At 32.3% G+C, this 19,639-nt stretch carries 12 protein-coding genes; 8 read left to right on the top strand and 4 right to left on the bottom strand.

Annotated elements, in window-relative coordinates; genetic code table 11:
* Positions 1-12: 12 nt before the first annotated feature.
* Together ACH5TX_RS05590 and gltB are read right to left on the bottom strand one after the other, a co-directional pair.
* Complete coding sequence (locus ACH5TX_RS05590) at positions 13-1,479, bottom strand: glutamate synthase subunit beta (protein ID WP_439338546.1); 1,467 nt, start codon at positions 1,477-1,479, stop codon at positions 13-15.
* Positions 1,480-1,483: 4 nt separating this feature from the next.
* Positions 1,484-5,998: a glutamate synthase large subunit gene (gene gltB / locus ACH5TX_RS05585; protein ID WP_439338545.1), complete on the bottom strand. Its 4,515-nt coding sequence runs from the start codon at positions 5,996-5,998 to the stop codon at positions 1,484-1,486.
* A gap of 463 nt (positions 5,999-6,461) precedes the next feature.
* On the opposite strand from gltB, the gene ACH5TX_RS05580 reads away from it, so the two are divergent.
* The 4 genes from ACH5TX_RS05580 (at position 6,462) to ACH5TX_RS05565 (ending at position 10,630) form a co-directional block, all read left to right on the top strand.
* Entirely contained in the window at positions 6,462-7,463 is a 1,002-nt protein-coding gene (locus ACH5TX_RS05580; RefSeq protein WP_439338544.1) for an outer membrane beta-barrel protein, read from the top strand.
* Positions 7,464-7,569: 106 nt separating this feature from the next.
* Positions 7,570-8,856: an ammonium transporter gene (locus ACH5TX_RS05575; protein WP_439338543.1), complete on the top strand. Its 1,287-nt coding sequence runs from the start codon at positions 7,570-7,572 to the stop codon at positions 8,854-8,856.
* A 157-nt stretch (positions 8,857-9,013) separates the two neighbouring features.
* On the top strand, positions 9,014-9,352 hold the full coding sequence (locus ACH5TX_RS05570) for a P-II family nitrogen regulator (RefSeq protein WP_439338542.1): 339 nt from the start codon (positions 9,014-9,016) through the stop codon (positions 9,350-9,352).
* Between the two features lie 36 nt (positions 9,353-9,388).
* Positions 9,389-10,630, top strand: a complete 1,242-nt coding sequence (locus ACH5TX_RS05565) for an ammonium transporter (protein WP_439336130.1) — start codon at positions 9,389-9,391, stop codon at positions 10,628-10,630.
* A gap of 334 nt (positions 10,631-10,964) precedes the next feature.
* On the opposite strand, the gene ACH5TX_RS05560 is transcribed toward ACH5TX_RS05565, so the two are convergent.
* A complete protein-coding gene (locus ACH5TX_RS05560; protein ID WP_439338541.1) occupies positions 10,965-13,556 on the bottom strand; it encodes a phosphoenolpyruvate carboxylase in 2,592 nt (863 codons plus the stop codon).
* A gap of 329 nt (positions 13,557-13,885) precedes the next feature.
* Here ACH5TX_RS05560 and ACH5TX_RS05555 point away from each other — a divergent pair, with 329 nt between their 5' ends.
* From ACH5TX_RS05555 to nadB, 3 genes are all read left to right on the top strand, one after another.
* Positions 13,886-15,715, top strand: coding sequence for a hypothetical protein (locus ACH5TX_RS05555; RefSeq protein ID WP_439338540.1), 1,830 nt, complete (start codon positions 13,886-13,888; stop codon positions 15,713-15,715).
* A gap of 225 nt (positions 15,716-15,940) precedes the next feature.
* A complete protein-coding gene (nadA, locus tag ACH5TX_RS05550) occupies positions 15,941-16,867 on the top strand; it encodes a quinolinate synthase NadA (protein ID WP_439338539.1) in 927 nt (308 codons plus the stop codon).
* A gap of 6 nt (positions 16,868-16,873) precedes the next feature.
* Positions 16,874-18,430, top strand: a complete 1,557-nt coding sequence (gene nadB, locus ACH5TX_RS05545; RefSeq protein WP_439338538.1) for an L-aspartate oxidase — start codon at positions 16,874-16,876, stop codon at positions 18,428-18,430.
* 57 nt (positions 18,431-18,487) lie between these two features.
* Here nadB and ACH5TX_RS05540 read toward each other — a convergent pair whose 3' ends face one another.
* Positions 18,488-18,820 carry a single-stranded DNA-binding protein gene (locus ACH5TX_RS05540; protein ID WP_439338537.1) on the bottom strand — a complete coding sequence of 111 codons (333 nt, stop codon included), beginning with the start codon at positions 18,818-18,820 and terminating at the stop codon, positions 18,488-18,490.
* Between the two features lie 252 nt (positions 18,821-19,072).
* Between ACH5TX_RS05540 and ACH5TX_RS05535 the strand changes: the two genes are divergently transcribed.
* Positions 19,073-19,633, top strand: coding sequence for an HNH endonuclease (locus tag ACH5TX_RS05535; RefSeq protein ID WP_439338536.1), 561 nt, complete (start codon positions 19,073-19,075; stop codon positions 19,631-19,633).
* Positions 19,634-19,639: the final 6 nt, after the last annotated feature.

The raw sequence follows: 19,639 nt of genomic DNA, 5'->3' as shown, positions 1-19,639 counted from the left end.
TCTATTAATTATTTAATGTACACCTACTAAATCACCAGTAACATCTTTTGATGGTAAATCAGATTTACCCATTAAGTAAATATCTACTTGACGTGCAGCTTCTCTTCCTTCAGAAATAGCCCATACAATTAAAGATTGTCCACGACGCATATCGCCTGCAGTAAATATATTAGGGATATTTGTTTGATATTTACCATAGTCTGCTTTGTAATTAGAACGTGGATCTCTGTCTAATCCTAATTGATCGGCAATAGTGCTTTCAGGTCCTGTAAATCCAAGTGCCAATAATGCTAAATCACATGGCCATGTTTTTTCGGTTCCTTCAATTTCTATTAATTTAGGACGTTCGCCAGGAATCATTTCCCATTCAACATTAACTGTTTTTAAAGCAATTAGCTTTCCGTTTTCGTCCTTTACAAACTCTTTTGTGTTTATTAACCAGTTACGTTCGACACCTTCTTTATGAGAAGACGATGTTTTTAACTGTAATGGCCAATATGGCCATGGTGTAGTTGGAGAACGATGTCCTGGAGGTTTCGGCATAATTTCAAAATTAACTACCGATTTTGCACCATGACGGTTAGACGTTCCTATACAATCTGAACCTGTATCTCCTCCACCAATAACGATGACATCTTTATCAGTTGCTATAACTTGGTTTTCAATTTTCTGACCGAAAACAACTTTGGTTTGTTGTGTTAAGAAATCCATAGCTTGCACCACTCCATCGGCATCAATACCAGGAGTTGGTAAGCTTCTTCTTTCCGTTGCACCACCACAAAGAACAACTGCATCAAAGGCTTTTAATTCTTTTACATCGTAGTTTACACCAACATTTATATTGGTTTTAAATATAATGCCTTCAGCTTCTAAAATAGCTACACGACGATCTATAACACCTTTTTCCATTTTGAAATTAGGGATTCCGTAGCGTAATAACCCTCCAACAGCATCATCTCTTTCAAAAACAGTTACTAGATGTCCTGCTCTATTTAATTGTTGGGCAGTTGCTAAACCAGCAGGTCCAGAACCTACAACTGCAACTGTTTTACCGGTTCTTGTCTTAGGTGGTTGTGGTTTTATCCAGCCTTCTTTAAAAGCACGTTCAACAATATTTTTTTCAATATTTTCAATAGAAATAGGATCTTCAATAATACCTAATACACAAGCTTGCTCACAAGGAGCAGGACACAAACGACCTGTAAACTCAGGAAAGTTGTTTGTAGAGTGTAATATCCAAGAGGCTTTTTGCCATTCACCTTGGTGTACCATGTGATTGAAATCTGGAATTAAATTACCAAGTGGACAACCACTATGGCAAAAAGGAATACCACAATCCATACAGCGAGAACCTTGCTCGGTAATATCTTTATCACTTAAAGGTACTGTAAATTCATTATAATGTTCTACACGTTCTGGTACAGGCGTGTACGTTTCATCTTTTCTTTCGAATTCTTTAAAACCTGTTACTTTTCCCATCGTATTATGCTATTTCTAATTCTTCAACCATTACTTCTCCTTTTGCTAAACGCTCTAATGCTTTCTTGTATTCCGTAGGCATTATTCGAACAAAGTTCTTTAAGCTATTATCCCAATCGGCTAATAATTTTTTAGCAAGATTACTATCTGTATATAAAACATGTTTTTCAATCCATGATTTTAAATCGGCAGCATCTTCTGGTAAGATATCTTCAAAATCTATAGTTTCTGTATTGCACAAACCATTTACAAATTTATTTTCTGGATCGTATACATAAGCAATACCACCACTCATACCTGCAGCAAAGTTCCTACCTGTACTACCAAGTACGATAACTTTACCTCCTGTCATATATTCACAACAGTGATCTCCTACACCTTCAACAACTGTAGTTGCTCCAGAGTTACGAACTGCAAAACGTTCGCCAGCAATACCATTAATATAAGCTTCACCTTGTACTGCTCCAAATAAACATACATTACCTACTATAATGTTATTTTCTGCAATAAAATCTGCTTTAGTAGGTTTCTTAACAATAATTTTAGCTCCAGATAAACCTTTACCTAGGTAATCATTGGTATTTCCTTCAAGGTTGAAAGTAAGTCCATGTGCACCAAATGCTCCAAAACTTTGTCCTGCAGAACCCGTAAAGTTTATATTTAAAGTATTTTCAGGTAAACCTAGATGTCCATGTATTTTAGAAATTTCGTTACTAATAATTGCTCCAACTGAACGGTCTATATTGTTAATAGGGAATTCTAAAGTTGTTGGAACTTTATTAGCAATTGCTGTTCTAGAGTGCTTTAAGATGGTAAAATCTAAAACATTTTCTAAACTATGATCTTGTTTCTCAGAATTTTTAACCGGCATCTTACTATAAGAAGCAGGTCTGTGTAAGATAGATGATAAATCTAATCCTTTTGCTTTATAATGCTTAATAGCTTTATTAGCATTTATTTTATGAGTTTGACCAATCATTTCATCCATAGTACGGAATCCTAATTGTGCCATAATACCTCTTAATTCTTCAGCTATATAGTAGAAGAAATTAATAACGTGTTCTGGTGTACCTTTAAAGTTTTTACGTAACTCTTTATCTTGAGTCGCAATACCCACAGGGCAAGTATTTAAATGACATTTACGCATCATAATACAACCCGAAGCTACTAATGGCGCTGTTGCAAATCCAAATTCTTCAGCTCCTAATAAACAAGCTATAGCAACATCGCGACCAGTTTTTAATTGGCCATCACATTCTACAACAATACGAGAACGTAAATTGTTTAATACAAGAGTTTGTTGTGCTTCTGCTAACCCAAGTTCCCAAGGAAGTCCTGCGTGTTTTAATGATGTTAAAGGAGATGCTCCTGTACCACCATCATAACCTGCAATAAGAACCACATCTGCTTTTGCTTTAGAAACACCTGCAGCAATAGTACCAACACCTACTTCTGATACTAATTTTACATTAATTCGTGCTTCACGATTTGCGTTTTTCAAGTCGTAAATTAACTGCGCTAAATCTTCAATAGAATAAATATCGTGATGTGGTGGCGGTGAAATCAAACCTACAAAAGGTGTTGAGTTACGTGCCGATGCAATCCATGGTAATACTTTTTCTCCAGGTAATTGCCCACCTTCTCCAGGTTTAGCACCCTGAGCCATTTTTATTTGAATTTCTCTTGCATTAGATAAGTAATGCGAAGTTACTCCAAAACGACCAGAAGCTACTTGCTTAATAGCAGAGTTTCTACTATCTCCGTTAGCATCAGGAATAAAACGTTTTCTATCTTCTCCACCTTCACCAGAATTAGATTTTCCTCCAATTCGGTTCATGGCAATTGCTAAATTTTCGTGAGCTTCTCTAGAAATAGATCCGTAAGACATGGCACCTGTTTTAAATCGTTTTACGATATCGGTCCATGGTTCTACTTCATCTAATGGAATAGGATCTAAATTATCAAACTCAAATAAACCACGAATGGTCATTAAGTTTTCTGCCTGCTCATTAACAGCTTTAGCATATGTGTCATAACTAGCTTGATCGCTTAATCTAACCGCTTGTTGTAGTTTTGCAACTGTTGTAGGGTTAAACATGTGGCGTTCGCCATTACGTCTCCATCTATAATCGCCACCAATATTTAAGCCTAATCGTTTGTCAATATAAGTATCTGGATACGCATATTTGTAGCGTTCGCTAATTTCTTTTTCAATTTCATATAAACCAATACCTTCAATTCTTGAAGCCGTATATGGGAAATATTTTTCTACGAATTGCGAGTTGAAACCAACAATTTCGAATATTTGAGAACCTCTGTACGAATGTAAAGTAGAGATTCCAATTTTGTTCATCACTTTTAAAATACCTTTTCCAATGGCTTTGTTGAAATTATCAACAGCTTTTTGCTCGTCAATACCTTCAATAAAACCTTCTTTTACTTGCATTCTAATTATTTCGTTAACCATGTATGGGTTAACGGCACTAGCTCCGTAACCAAATAATGTAGCAAAATGATGTGGTTCACGAGGTTCGGCAGATTCAATAATAATATCGAAATAAGAACGCTTACGTAAACGGTTCAATTGATGGTGTACATAAGAACAAGCTAGTAAAGACGGAATAGGAGCAAATTCTTTATTAACACCTCTATCTGATAAGATAATAATATTCGTCTTTCTTAATAAGGCTTTTTCAATTTGTACAATAATATCATCTAAAGCATCTTCAAGTCCGTTAAGTCCTTTTTCTTTTGGATATAACATTTCAATAGTTTCAGCTTTAAAGCTTTCTATTGATATGTTTCTTATTTTTTCTAAATCGGCATTAGAAATTACAGGGTTTTGAATTTTTAATTTTCTACACTGTCTTTCTGTAATGCTGAAAATATTTCTATCCTTACCTAATGATAAGCTAATATCTGTTACAATTTCTTCACGAATACCATCTAAAGGTGGGTTTGTAACCTGCGCGAATAATTGTTTAAAGTAGTTTGAAATTAATTGAGGTCTATCAGATAAAACAGCTAAAGGTGTATCAATTCCCATTGAGCCTAAAGCTTCTTTACCAACTATTGCCATTGGCGTGATAACTTCTTGAATATCCTCGAATGTATAGTTAAATAAACGTTGTCTTGTTTTTATATCGATAGTTTCGATAGGACACGTTGTATTAGTATAAGGTACATCTTTTAAATGTAATCTTGTTTTTTCTAACCATTCTTTATAAGGTCTTTCAGAAACAATTTTACTTTTAATTTCTTCATCGTTAATAATACGACCTTCATTCATGTCTACCAAGAACATTTTCCCAGGCTCTAAACGACCATGACTTTCAATATCTTCGGGAGCAACTTCTACAACACCAATTTCTGAAGACATAATTAATTTACCGCTTTTGGTAACCGTATATCTTGAAGGTCTTAATCCATTACGATCTAATAAAGCTCCAACATAATCACCATCAGTAAAAGGCACAGAAGCTGGTCCATCCCAAGGCTCCATAATACAAGCATTATAATCGTAAAATGCTTTGCGTTCCTCAGACATGGTTTTGTGTTTTTCCCATGCTTCAGGAATCATCATCATCATTACTTCTGGTAACGAACGTCCTGTATGTGTTAATAATTCAACAACCATATCCATAGAAGCAGAATCTGACTTTCCTGGTAATATAATTGGGAATAATTTATCTATTTGAGGTCCGAAGACATCACTTTTCATAATCTCTTCTCGAACACGCATTCTGCTTACGTTACCTCTTAAAGTATTAATCTCTCCATTCTGACACATATAACGGAATGGTTGTGCTAATTCCCATGCTGGCATGGTGTTAGTAGAGAAACGTTGGTGTACTAAAGCTAAACGTGTTACTAAATCTTCTTGTTGTAAATCTGTAAAATAAGGCCCAATATCTTCTGGCATTATAATACCTTTATATATTAAAGTTGTAGTAGATAAACTTGGTATATAGAAGTAATCACTTTGAGATATTTTTGAAAGTCTTATAGTATGCTCAGCAATTTTTCGAGCAGCATATAATTTTGCTTTAAAAGTAGCTTCATCAATAGTTTCTGTCTTTCCAATAAAGATTTGCTCTATATTAGGTTCTGAAGCTAAAGCTATTTCTCCTAATTGCGAAGAATCTACAGGAACTTCACGCCATCCTAAAATAGAAAGTCCTTGCGCTTTTATTTCTTTTTCAAAAGTATCTTTACAAAATTGATATTGGTTTGACACTTTTGGTAAAAATAACATACCTACAGCATATTCTCTTTGAGTTGGGATTTCAAAATCACATACTCGTTTAAAATAATCGTGAGGAATATCAATTAATAAACCAGCACCATCACCGGTTTTTCCATCGGAGCTAACACCTCCACGGTGTTCTAGTTTTACTAGAATTTCTAACGCATCATGAATGATTTGATTTGTTTTTTCTCCCTTGAGATTACAAATAAAACCTGCGCCACAATTTTCGTGTTCAAATTCAGGTAAATAGAGTCCTTGTTTCTTCAGCATAATCAACAAATTTTGGTTTAAAAACTTGAGTCGAAAGGCTAAGATATAACCTAGTTTTTAAATAACAATAGAGGGTAATTCATTATTCCGATTTTTTAAGAGAAGCAAAGCTAAAAATAGTTATATATCAATAATAATGAGATTTATTAATAAATATTCAATTGATGATTTTTAGTAATAAATACATATATGTGAATTAATGATAAAGAAATCTTTAAATGATGAGAATAAAAGCACTAAAATTTGATAAATATTGACAAATTCTCAAAGTATTTGGTTGTTGAAAAACCAAAAAATCAAAAAATAAACAGAATACCTCCAAAAAAAAGGGGTAAAAAATGGAATATTGATAAAAGTTAATCAAATACCCCTATTTTTTATGGGGGTTAACACTTTTTAACATAGTTTTACATCATTCTTAAGGAAAAATTAACCAAAAAATTAAAACTTAAAATTAAACATTATGAAAAAATTAATTACACTTTCAATGCTTTTTATGGCAACGGTATTATTTGCACAGGAAGCCGAAAAACCAGCTTTAACTATTAGTGGTAGTGTTGATGCTTATTATCAAACATATTTGTCAGCTTCTGATAATGATGGTCAATCTTTCGGAACAGCTTTTGCAGGTCAATCTGGTTTTGCTGTTGGTATGGGTAATATAATAGCTAGCTATGAAGGAGAGAAAGTAGGAGCGGTACTTGATTTAGTTACTGGACCAAGAGGAGCAGGTGCTACTTTTAATTCAGATATTATTGATGGTATTGTAAATCAAGCATATGTTTACTGGAATGTTTCAGAAGGAACTACTTTAACATTTGGTAGATTTAATACGTTTTTAGGATATGAAGTTATTGCTCCTGCAGCAAACTTTAACTATAGCTGTTCATATTTATTTTCAAACGGACCTTTTTCTCATGTTGGTTTAAAAGCTGATTTTGCTTTATCTGATGATTGGAGCTTAATGTTAGCAATAACTAACCCATGGGATACTAATGATATTTCTACTTCTGGTGAATATGCACTTGGAGCACAATTAGGTTTTTACGGACAATACTTAAACTTATACTATGATAGCGGTAATGCTGGAGGGTTAGGTTTTGAAATTGATTATACAGGTGGTTTCGATTTATCTGATTCTTTCTTCTTAGGTATTAACGCTGCATACAACGATAATGACGGTTCTGGTTTCTATGGTGCTGCTTTGTATCCACAATTAGCTACTTCTGATGCTTTTTCTATTGGATTAAGAGGAGAGTACTTTGGTTTACATGGAGATGCAAATCCAGCTGAAGAAAGCGTGTTCGCTACAACATTAACAGGAAGTTATACTATTGATAATTTAATTATTAAGCCAGAAATTAGATTAGATTCTTGGAGTGATGCTATGCCATATTTAGATGCTGATGGTGCTGCTTCAGATAATTTAGCTGCATTTACTTTAGCTGCAATTGTAACATTCTAAGGAATACAAAAAAATAAAATTTAACAAAGAGAATAAAATAAAGTTTCTGTTCTCTAAGAGCAGAAACTTTATTCTTTTTTAACACTAACCCTTAAAATTATATATTATGTCAATGTTAAACATGCCCCTTATAATTCAAGATACTGCCGCTATTGAAGGCGACATGGGAATGATGTGGATGCTTATTTCAGGTATCTTAGTATTCTTTATGCAAGCTGGTTTCTTTTTAGTTGAGTCTGGAATGACAGATTCAAAAAATGCGGTGAACATCGCCATGAAAAACTTCTTAGACATTGCAGTGGGCTCTTTAGCTTTCTGGTTTATTGGTTACTCTTTAATGTATGGAGCAGATCAAGGTGGAGGTTTCTTTCACTGGGGAGGATTTATCTTTTCTCAAGGAGCTGCCGATTTATTCTTTCAAACTGTATTTGCTGCTACTGCTGCAACTATTGTTTCTGGAGCTATTGCTGGAAGAACAAAATACACAACTTATGCAATATTTAGTATTATATTAACTGCTTTTATTTACCCTATCGCTGGTGGTTGGGAATGGAATGGTGGTTGGTTAAATAATACTGACGGAATTATGCCTGCTGAGTTTATTGATTTTGCTGGATCTTCTATTGTTCACTCTGTTGGTGGATGGGCTGCTTTAGTTGCTGCTTGGATGGTAGGTCCAAGAATTGGTAAATTCTTAGATGGAAAACCTGTTGAAATGCACGGTCATAACCAAATGTACGCTACTTTAGGTGTATTTATCCTTTGGTTAGGATGGTTCGGTTTTAATGGTGGTTCTCAATTAGCTTGGGGTGGTGACGATGCTACTGCTGCTTCTCAAGTAGTACTTGTAACAAATTTAGCTGCTGCAGCTGGTGCATTAAGTGCTTTATTATTCACTTGGATTAAAAACGGAAAACCTAATTTAGGTATGACATTAAACGGAGCGCTTGCAGGTCTTGTAAGTATTACTGCTGGTTGTGGTAATATGAGCGAAGGTGGAGCAGTATTAGCTGGTTTAATTGGTGGTATTCTTGTAGTGCTTTCAATAGGATTTATTGAAAAAACATTAAAAATTGATGATGCTGTAGGTGCTATTTCTGTACACGGTGTTGCTGGTGCTTGGGGAACTTTAGTTATAGGTCTTTGGGGTATTGATGGTGATACTGGTATTGGATTATTCAATGGTGGTGGTGCTGCTCAATTAGGAGCACAAGCTATAGGCGTATTAGCATATGCTGTATGGGCAATTGTTTTATCTTTTATTTTCTTAGGAATTATGAAAAAGACAGTTGGACTTAGAGTTTCTGAAGCAGAAGAAATTGCAGGTCTTGATATTTCTGAGCACGGAACATTAGCTTACCCAGGAAAAAGACAAAGAGAAATGGAAGATTAATTTCTGTTACTATAATACACTTTTTTTGAAAATTTAATAAAAAGATGCCTTATTTATAAGGCATCTTTTAATTGTTTAAAAATGGTGGGTTTAGATTTATAAAAGAATCTAAATATTCTTTAATATTGAATACTAAACAATTTAAGATAATATTATTATGAAAAAAATTGAAGCAATTATTAGAAAATCAAAGTATCGCGTCGTTAAAGAAGCTTTACATGAAGTTGGTGTGAATTTTTTCTCTTACTGGGATGTTACTGGTTTGGGAAATGAAAAAGAAGGACATGTATATAGAGGGGTGTCTTACAGTACAAGTGATATACAAAGAAGGTATGTATCAATCGTTGTGAATGATGATTTTGAAGAGGCAACGATACAAGCTATTCTTAATTCTGCTGGAACAGGAGAAGTTGGAGATGGTAAAATATTTGTATCAGATGTTACTGAATGTTACAGAATACGTACAGGAGAAAAAGGAGGAGATACTTTAAAATAACTAACTGTCAATAAAATAAGGCAATAAAATATAATTATGGAATTATTAACAACAAATAATGTATGGATGATGATCTGTACAGCGCTGGTTTTCTTTATGCATTTAGGTTTTGCATTTTTAGAAATCGGATTAACTAGACAAAAGAATACAATAAACATATTATTTAAAAACATTTTTATTATTACTATCGGGCTATTATTATATTGCTTAGTAGGTTTTAATTTAATGTACCCAGGTTTTGCTGAAGGTTCTTCAGGAATTTTTGGTTTTGCAGGTTTTGGCTTAGATTCACCACTAACAGCTGAAGGCGCTTTAGATTTAACATATAATGAAGGCTATACCTATTGGACAGATTTCTTATTCCAAGGTATGTTTGCAGCAACTGCAGCAACCATAGTTTCTGGAGCTGTAGCTGAGCGTATGAAAATTGTACCATTTATGATTTTTGCTATTGTTTATGTTGGATTTGTTTACCCAATTGCAGGATCTTGGAAATGGGGTGGCGGATTTTTACAAATGCTAGATACACCTTTTTATGATTTTGCAGGTTCAACTCTAGTACACTCTGTAGGAGGTTGGGCGGCTTTAGTAGCTGTTTGGTTATTAGGATCTCGTATTGGAAAATTTAAAGATGGAAAACCACAAGCTATTCCAGGTCATAATATTCCATTAGCAACTGCAGGGGTTTTAATTCTTTGGTTAGGATGGTTTGGGTTTAATGGAGGTTCTGTACTTTCTGCCGATCCAGAATTAACATCGTTAACTTTAGTTACTACATGTTTAGCTGCTGCTGCCGGAGGTGTGGTTTGTATGTTGGTTTCTACTGCTATGTTTAAGAATTTAGATTTAACCATGTTCTTAAACGGAATACTTGGAGGTTTAGTTGGTATTACTGCAGGAGCAGATCAAATGAGTCCAACAGATGCTATTATAATCGGAGCTATAGCAGGTGCTTTAATTGTATTTGCAGTGAGTTTTGTAGATAAATTAAAATTAGATGATCCTGTTGGAGCCATTGCTGTACATCTTATTTGTGGTATCTGGGGAACATTAGCAGTTGGTTTATTTGGTAACTTAGCAGGAATGGATCAATTTATTAGCCAATTAATAGGTGTTGGTTCTTATGCCGTATTTTGTTTGGTAACAGCGTTTATTATTATTTATACGCTTAAGAAAACAATGGGAATAAGAGTTTCTGAAAAAGAAGAATTAGAAGGATTAGATGCTCATGAACACGGTATGGATGCTTATCCAGACTTTAGATTAAATGAGCATTAGTAGAATATAATAATATTTAGTTAGTGTTAAAAAGGATGTCTTACTTTATGTAAGGCATCCTTTTTATTTGAATATATCTTTTTAACCTAAGCAGAATTCAATTTATTACACAACAGGATTTATTGCTACTGTAGGTGTTAAGAATAACGGTTGTTTTTAAAGCCTTTCTCCTTCTCTAATGGTTGTTGAAAATTAATTTTTATAATCCATTTTAGGTTCTGATAAATATGGTTTTAGTGGTAATTATTAAACTTAAGAGCGTGAATTTAATGCATAAAAAAAACCTTCTGATTGAGGAAGGTTTTTTTATTATATAAATATTTTTAAATACTAATTAAGCAGAATTTCTACTCGCATTAATATTTCCAAACAAAGAACGTGTTACAATTTTTTCATATATTTTTAATTGTTCTTCGTCTTTTACGTCTTCTTTCATAAGCTCTTGAATTTTTTTAAGAGCATATTGTTGTATTGTAAGTAATGGTAAAACTATAGATTCTCTTACTTCAATAGACGCTTTTCCAGAAGGCTCATTTTCCATAAGTTCTTTGTAGCCTGTAAGTTTAAGTAAAAGTGATTTTGTGGTATTGTACTCTGCGTAAATAATCTTCCAGAAATCACCAAATTCTTCGTCTTTAGACATGTATTTAGTTAAATCGAAAAACGATTTGGTTAAAGACATCATACTGTTTTCTAAAAGTGTTTTAAAGAATTTAGAGTTTTTGTAAAGTTGTTCTACTTTATAAAATTCTCCTTTTTCTTCATACTTTTTTAGTGCTGTACCAACGCCATAAAAACCAGGAACGTTTTGTTTTAACTGACTCCAAGACCCCACAAAAGGAATAGCTCTTAAATCTGAAAATATTAATTTATCAGAAGTTCCTCTTTTAGATGGTCTACTACCAATATTGGTTTTTGCATAAAATTTTAAAGTACTCATTCTTTCTAAGTAAGGAATGAACATTTCATGCTTTTTAAAGTTTTTGTATGCTTCATAGCTTGTTTCAGCTAAGTCAGTCATAACAGCTTTGTCTTCTTTAGACATTAAATGTTTGTCTTTTCCAATACGGTTAGACATACCAGAACTAATAAGTTGTTCTAAGTTATATTGCGACGAATCTAAAGTTCCGAAATTAGAACTAATGGTTTGTCCTTGTATAGTAAGTTGTACTTCTTTGTCTTCAATAGTTGGTCCTAAAGAAGAATAGAATTGGTGTGTTTTTCCACCTCCACGTGCAGGAGGTCCACCACGTCCGTCAAAGAATATAGCAGTAATGTCGTATTTTCTAGACATTTCGGTAAGCAGTTCTTTAGCTTTATAAATTCCCCAGTTTGCCATTAAATAACCACCATCTTTTGTTCCGTCAGAGAAACCAAGCATAATAGTTTGTTTGTTACCACGACGTTCTAGATGTGCTCTATATGCAGGATTCGTATATAGTTGCTCCATAACATCTGGCGCATTTTCTAAATCTGGAATTGTTTCAAAAAGTGGTGCTACGTCTACTGTTAAATCTTCTTGAAATGCTGTTAGTTTTAGCATCGCAAAAAGTTGCATCACATTAAGAGCCGTTTGGTTGTTACTAATAATGTATCTATTAGCACCTCGTTCTCCATTAGATTTTTGTATATCTTTAATAACTTTAATAGTTTTTAACGTATTATGAGTCATTTCATCTTCAAAAACATCAATATCTATAAGTGAGTCTGTTTTTACTTCTGATAAAATTTTTACTTGTTCCTCATCAGATAAATCATGATAATTTTTAGGGAACGATTCGTGTCCATTTTCAATTAAATTATTAATAACAGTTGTAAATACACCATGGTGAATTCTACTATCTTGACGAATATCTAAAGTTGCAAAATTAAAACCAAACAGGTGAATTCTATTTATTAAGTTATTTATTTCGCTTACATATAAAGATTGGTGTTTTTCTATAATAAGGTCTCTAATACTTAATAATTCTGAAAGAAGCTCTTTTGCTGTAATGGTTTCAGAAGCATTTAAATTTACGCTATAGTTATATACGATAGTTTCTAAACGAATAATACGATTTTCAACACCTCTAAAGGTTAGCTTACGTCTTAAATTTTTAAGATCTGAATAGTATTTTTTTAATACAGCTTGTTTTAGCTTATTAGCAACTTTTAATGTGGTGTCTGGTTTTACAAAAGGGTTTCCATCTCGGTCACCACCAGGCCAAAAGCCAATGTTAATTATTTCGTTGTGTTTTTTACCATCGTCGTAAATATTCTGTTGAATATAATTATAAATTTCTCCAAAAGAATGATAAAAAACATTTTCTAAATACCATATTAAGCTTTTTGCTTCATCATAAGGCGTTGGCTTTTCATGTTTAAAGAAAGGTGTTTTTCCTAATTGAGCAAACAAATCATTAATTCCAGATAGATCATTGTTTTTAATAGCTGCTGTTAAATCGGTAATAATACCAAGTACAGTTCCTGGATAAAATTGTGTTGGATGCGCTGTTAAAACAATACGAACTTTAAATTCTTCTAAATAGTTTTTTAATTCTTCTAATTTGTTTTCAGAAGTAGCCGTTTCTTTAAGGTTTCTTAAAGTACCAATACCTTCCATGTTATTTACAACTGGGAAAGCAGCATCTTCAACCGCATCAAATAATACAACTTGACGCTCTATATATTGTATAAATCTAAATAATAGGTTTATTTGGCTTTCTTTAGAACGTCTTCCTTGGTATTTCTTAAAAAAAGTATCTACAATTGTGGTTGGGTCGTCTCCGTTTTTAAACCCTTTTTCACAAGTTTCATGAAATAAAGGAAGAAGAACTCCTGTTTTTGTTATAGTATCAAAAGGTAGTGTCATAAATATACTATTGTATATTTGATATTTTGACAAAACGCTTTGTTTAAATCGTGTTAATTTCGGCTCTACTGACATGGTATCGTTCTATTGAAAATTAGTCATAAAAATAGTAAAGCTTAAGTTAAGGAACGAGGTCTTGCTAAAGTTTTATCAATTTTTGTTGTTTGATGAATTCTAGTTAAGAATAATTAAAAAAAACAGGAGCTATCACCATATCTTTCTAATCAATACCCCAAATTAAATAGGCGTTTTTAAGAAACTGCTTACGTGAAAGTATGATATATATCATATTTCGAGGTAAAAGAACGGCATACTTTTACAGATTATTATATATAATAATATATAGATGTAATACCCATAATTATTTATGGCTGTTACATGTGATAATTGATAAACTAAAGCACATGAAAAAAGCACATTCATTTCATATTCCAGTAATGGGAATTGGATTCACAATAGATTCTCCTTTAAAGGTGGCTCAATATGGTATAGATTCTGTTATTTCTTTGGTAGATGATATTCTTATAGAGAAATTAAGAAAAATGTATAGTGAGAAATTTGAGATTCCTTATAGCGAAATCACAGATAAAGTAGACGATTTTAGAGCAAAAAGAATCACTTCTTATTTAAACTTGATAAACGATGCCGTTGATAAAAAGTTTGAAGCGTTAAAAAACATAACACTTGAAAAGAGTGATGATATGAAGGCTTATATTAATATGTTGCCTTCAAACTCATCAATAAAAGAAGAGTTTAAAAAATTAACAGAAACTGGGTTTAATGTTTCTGAAATTAAAAGTTGGGCGTCTAAAAACTTAGTAAAAGGAAGTATAGATGTAAATATCATGACTAAGGTTGATAAAGACAACTATATTAAAAATGAGCAATTACCTTCAGAATATAATGATGCACATGCTGCTTTAAGGGGTTTTGCAAATAGTAAATTAAACGCTTCGGTAGTATTATCTGCAGGAATGAATCCTAGATTGTATGCATACATGGGGCAGTTTGATGATTTTTATCCAACCGAAGATGGAACTTTTAAAAAGAAAATTATTTTAAAAGTAAGTGATTATAGATCGGCATTAATTCAAGGCAAGTTTTTAGCTAAAAAAGGATTGTGGGTTTCAGAATACAGAATAGAATCTGGACTTAACTGTGGTGGTCATGCTTTTGCAACAGATGGTTATTTATTAGGACCTGTTTTAGCAGAATTTAAAGAAAAAAGAGAAGAGTTAAGAGCGTCTATTGAAACATTGTTGAATCAAGAATTAGAAAATCAAGGACGTATTATTTCTAAAGCACCATTAAAAATAGATATTACGGCTCAAGGTGGCATTGGTACGCATGAAGAGCAAGAGTTTTTAATTGATGAATATAATTTAGATGCTGTAGGTTGGGGAACGCCTTTTTTATTAGTTCCAGAAGCTACAACTGTTGATGAAAAAACTATAGATAATTTAATTGATGCTAAGGAAAAGGATTTGTATTTAAGTGATATTTCTCCTTTAGGAATTCCGTTTAATAACCTTAGAGCAAATACGAAAGATTTAGAAAAAGAAGCCTTAATAAATAAAGGGAGACCAGGGAGTTCTTGTCCTAAAAAGTTTGTGTCACTAAACAAAGAATTTAACGATAAAGGCATTTGTATAGCGTCAAGAGAATACCAATATTCAAAAATAAAGGAGTTAGATAGCGAAGGTTTATCAGGAGCAGATTATCAAATAAAATTTAATAAAATAGTCGAAAAATCTTGCACATGTGTTGGTTTAGGTACATCTGCTTTATTGGCTTATAATTTAGAAACAAAAGGATTAGGAACAGGAGTATCTATTTGTCCAGGTCCAAATATGGCATATTATTCTAAATTAATGAGTTTAAAAAATATGACCGATCATATTTATGGAAGAGATAATATGATTTCTAGAACAGATCGTCCTAATATATTTATTAAAGAGCTTTATATTTATATTGACTATTTGAAAAATAAATTAGAAGAAGTAAGTATAGAGTTAACTAAGAAAGAAGAGAAGTATTTTAAAACATTTACTCGTAATATGAATGAAGGTGTGGAGTATTATAAATCGTTATTTAACGACTTAAAAAACACATTTCACGACATAAAAGACGAAGTTTTAAATGAATTAGATAAAGGAGAAGAAACATTAAAGCAAATAGCTTTAGAAATTGAAAACTTGTCAATTAATAATCAAAAATCTAAAGTATTAGCCTAGTTTAAATTTTAGTTTCAAGGATTAGAGTTTTAGTTTTAGTAATTAAATAAGTATTTGTTTAATGAGAATTTAAATAATTGCTAAAAAGCTAATATCTCTTCAATTTTGCTTTATTTTTTGAGGTAAACTGAATTCGTTATAATTTTAATTAAGATATTTGTAAAAAGTAAAGCCTTGGCATAACTATTGGTTTTACTTAATTAAAACTATTTATTTTAATTAAGGATGGATTTAGTAAAAGAAATTAAACGACTTAAGGAGGAAAAGAATGCTGTAATTCTAGCACATTATTATCAGGTTGCTGAAATACAGGATATTGCGGATTATGTAGGTGATAGTTTAGGTTTATCGCAAAAGGCAGCAGAAACTGATGCCGATATGATTGTGTTTGCAGGAGTTCATTTTATGGCAGAGACTGCTAAAATTTTAAGTCCAGATAAAACAGTTGTTTTACCAGATTTAAATGCAGGTTGTTCGTTGGCAGATTCTTGTCCGCCAGATGCTTTTGAAAAATTTACCAAAGCACACCCAGATCATGTGGTTATTACTTATGTAAATTGTTCGGCAGAAATTAAGGCCTTAAGTGATATTGTTTGTACGTCATCAAATGCTTTAAAAATAGTAGAATCTATTCCAAAAGAAACACCTATTATTTTTGCGCCAGATAAAAACTTAGGCGCTTATATAATTAAAGAAACAGGTAGAGATATGCTTTTATGGGACGGTAGTTGTATTGTACATGAGGCTTTTTCTATGGATAAATTAATTGAATTACATAAAAAATATCCAGATTATAAAATTATAGCACATCCAGAATCTGAAGAACATATTTTAAATACAGCAACATATATTGGTTCTACTTCTGGAATGATAAATTATGTGAAGGATCATCAAGATCAAAAATTTATTGTAGCTACCGAAGCTGGTATTTTGCATAAAATGCAACAAGAAATGCCAAATACAGAGCTTGTTCCTGCGCCTGCTAAAGAAGATAATACTTGTGCCTGTAGTGAGTGTCACTTTATGAAAATGAATACGCTTCAAAAATTATACGATTGCTTACTTAACGAGTCGCCACAAATTGATGTTCCTGAAAATATAAGAGAACGTGCTTTATTGCCAATTGAACGTATGTTAGAGCTTTCAAAATAAATAATCATGACAACAAATTATTTAGTAATTGGTTCTGGAATTGCAGGTTTAACGTTTTCGGTTAAAATAGCTGAAAAATTTCCTGAAAGAAAGGTTGTTATCGTTACTAAAGCGAGTGAGGATGAATCGAATACTAAATATGCACAAGGTGGTGTTGCTGTTGTTATAGATAAAGAAAACGATTCCTTTAAAAAACATATAAAAGATACTTTAATTGCCGGCGATGGACTTTGTAATGAAGCCGTTGTAAAAATGGTTATTAAAGAAGGTCCCGAACGCCTTGAAGAGTTGATGCTTTGGGGAGCAAATTTTGATTTAGACTCTAGTGGTGATTTCGATTTAGGAAAAGAAGGAGGTCATTCTGAATATCGTGTGTTACATCATAAAGACATTACAGGTTTTGAAATTGAACGTGCTTTATTAAAACGTGCGCATCAATTACCAAATATTACTATTTTACCACATCATTTTGCTATAGATTTAGTTACTAATCACCACATAAAAGATCTTGATCAAGAAGACTTAAAGTGTTTTGGTGCTTATGTTTTTAATCAAAAAACAGGAAATATTTTCACTATAAAAGCAAATAGTACGCTGTTAGCTTCTGGTGGTATTGGCTGTGTATATGGGCATACTACAAACCCAGTAATTGCAACTGGCGATGGTATTGCCATGGCTTACAGAGCAAAAGCACGTATTAAAGATATGGAATTTGTACAATTTCATCCTACGGCTTTATATGAGGAAAAAGGAGAATCATCTTTCTTAATTTCTGAAGCAGTTAGAGGTTTTGGAGCTTATCTTAGAAACAAGGATGGGTATCGTTTTATGCCAGATTATGATGAGCGTGCAGAACTTGCTTCTAGAGATATTGTGTCTCAAAGTATTGATAACGAGTTAAAAAAATCTGGAGAAGCGCATGTGTATTTAGATTGTACGCATTTAGATATGGATGCTTTTATAAAGCATTTTCCTAATATTTATAATAAATGTTTAGAACACCATATTGATATTAAAACCGATTGGATTCCAGTTGTTCCTGCATCTCATTATTTATGTGGAGGTATTAAAGTGAATAAAAAAGGAAAGACAACCATTACCAATTTATTTGCCTGTGGCGAATGTTCTAGAACAGGTTTACATGGTGCAAATAGGTTAGCATCAAATTCGTTATTAGAAGCTTTGGTGTATGCACATAATATTTTTAAATACCATGCTAAGCATGAAGAGTCTGTTGTTGATGTAACAATCCCAGATTGGAATGATGAAGGTACTACCATTGCAAAAGAGCATATTTTAATTCAGCACAACCTTAAGCAATTGCAGGCTTTAATGCGTAATTATGTTGGTATTGTAAGAAGTAATGAGCGTTTAAAACGCGCCATAAAACATTTAGATTTAATTTATAATGAAGTTGAAGATTTATATAAAGAATCTAAAATAACAACATCGCTTTGTGAATTACGAAATATGGTGAACATTGCACATTTAATTGTGAGACAGTCTTTAGATAGAACCGAAAATAAAGGCGGTTATTACAATGTTGATAACGTTAAAAAATAAACGAGATTCCTTTTTTAAAGAAATCTCGTTTTAATAAAAATATAATAGGTTAAGTATTTATTTCCCTAACATTAACAACTCACTACAAACTACTTCTGTAATAAAACGTTTGTTACCTTCTTTATCATCATAACTACGAGATGTTAATTTACCTTCAATAGCAACTTCTTTTCCTTTGGTTACATATTTTTCAATTATCTCAGCAGTTTTTCCCCAAGCCACAATATTATGCCATTGTGTATCTGTAATTTTTTCACCTTTATTATTGGTGTAGCTTTCGTTTGTAGCAATATTAAATTTTGCTAATGTTTTTCCAGATTCTAGATTGATGATTTCTGGGTCGTTTCCTAAGTTACCAATCAACTGTACTTTGTTTCTAAGTGTGCTCATAATTTTTAATTTAATTGTTAAACAGTTAATACTATATCCTGAATTCGTTTCAGGAGCTTTTTAATTTTCCTAATTGTCGTTTTGTAAATGAGTTACTGAAACAAGTCCAGTATAAATTCGACACTGCAAAGATGTATTAGGTTTTAAAAATTATTCGGTACATAAATACTTACTTCCGTTTGTAAGTATTTGTAGTCGTTTGTAAACGGATAAAAAATATTGTATATTTCGGTTCTCTCAAAAACTAAAAATATGTTAACTAAATTAAAAAATGAAGAATGGTGTGTTGTACAAAAAGACGATTGGTTACCTAAAGAACGTTATCACATTTCGAATTTAGGTAGAGTTTATAGCGAAAAACATGCTAAACGCAAGCTTAATTTTAAACTGACAGATATTAATGGATATGAAGCTTTTTCAGCCATTAGAAAAAATAAGACTATTCATTTAATGTATGTACATAAAATTGTAGCCGAATGTTTTATTCAAAACAGTGAGAATAAAAGATTTGTAATTCATAAAGATCATGACAAATTAAATAATTCGGCTGAAAATTTAGCATGGGCTACTCGTTCAGAAATGGTAAAACATAATCAAAATAATCCTTTAGTTATTGCAGGAAAAATAAAACGAAAAAAGAAACGTTTAAATGCAAAACTATCTGTAGGAAAAGTGAAAATGATAAAGCGAAAACTTTTCGACCCAAACAGAAAAACTAGAATGCGAATTATAGCAAAACAATTTGGAATTTCTGAAATGCAGTTATATAGAATAAAATCTGGTGAAAATTGGGGAGATGTAACAGATTATTAAATGTTA

The organism is Thalassobellus citreus, assembly GCF_044385915.1.
GTDB lineage: Bacteria > Bacteroidota > Bacteroidia > Flavobacteriales > Flavobacteriaceae > Thalassobellus > Thalassobellus citreus.
Note: the sequence above shows the minus strand (reverse complement) of the source record. Positions and strands in the feature narration are given on the sequence as shown.

Bases quoted from the DNA above. Each gene is read 5' to 3' on its own strand.
- ACH5TX_RS05560 (WP_439338541.1), bottom strand. From the start codon at position 13,556: ATGTCAGTAGAGCCGAAATTAACACGATTTAAACAAAGCGTTTTGTCA.
- ACH5TX_RS05590 (WP_439338546.1), bottom strand. From the start codon at position 1,479: ATGGGAAAAGTAACAGGTTTTAAAGAATTCGAAAGAAAAGATGAAACG.
- gltB (WP_439338545.1), bottom strand. From the start codon at position 5,998: ATGCTGAAGAAACAAGGACTCTATTTACCTGAATTTGAACACGAAAAT.
- ACH5TX_RS05540 (WP_439338537.1), bottom strand. From the start codon at position 18,820: ATGAGCACACTTAGAAACAAAGTACAGTTGATTGGTAACTTAGGAAAC.
- ACH5TX_RS05570 (WP_439338542.1), top strand. From the start codon at position 9,014: ATGAAAAAAATTGAAGCAATTATTAGAAAATCAAAGTATCGCGTCGTT.
- nadB (WP_439338538.1), top strand. From the start codon at position 16,874: ATGACAACAAATTATTTAGTAATTGGTTCTGGAATTGCAGGTTTAACG.
- ACH5TX_RS05580 (WP_439338544.1), top strand. From the start codon at position 6,462: ATGAAAAAATTAATTACACTTTCAATGCTTTTTATGGCAACGGTATTA.
- ACH5TX_RS05535 (WP_439338536.1), top strand. From the start codon at position 19,073: ATGTTAACTAAATTAAAAAATGAAGAATGGTGTGTTGTACAAAAAGAC.
- ACH5TX_RS05575 (WP_439338543.1), top strand. From the start codon at position 7,570: ATGTCAATGTTAAACATGCCCCTTATAATTCAAGATACTGCCGCTATT.
- ACH5TX_RS05555 (WP_439338540.1), top strand. From the start codon at position 13,886: ATGAAAAAAGCACATTCATTTCATATTCCAGTAATGGGAATTGGATTC.
- nadA (WP_439338539.1), top strand. From the start codon at position 15,941: ATGGATTTAGTAAAAGAAATTAAACGACTTAAGGAGGAAAAGAATGCT.
- ACH5TX_RS05565 (WP_439336130.1), top strand. From the start codon at position 9,389: ATGGAATTATTAACAACAAATAATGTATGGATGATGATCTGTACAGCG.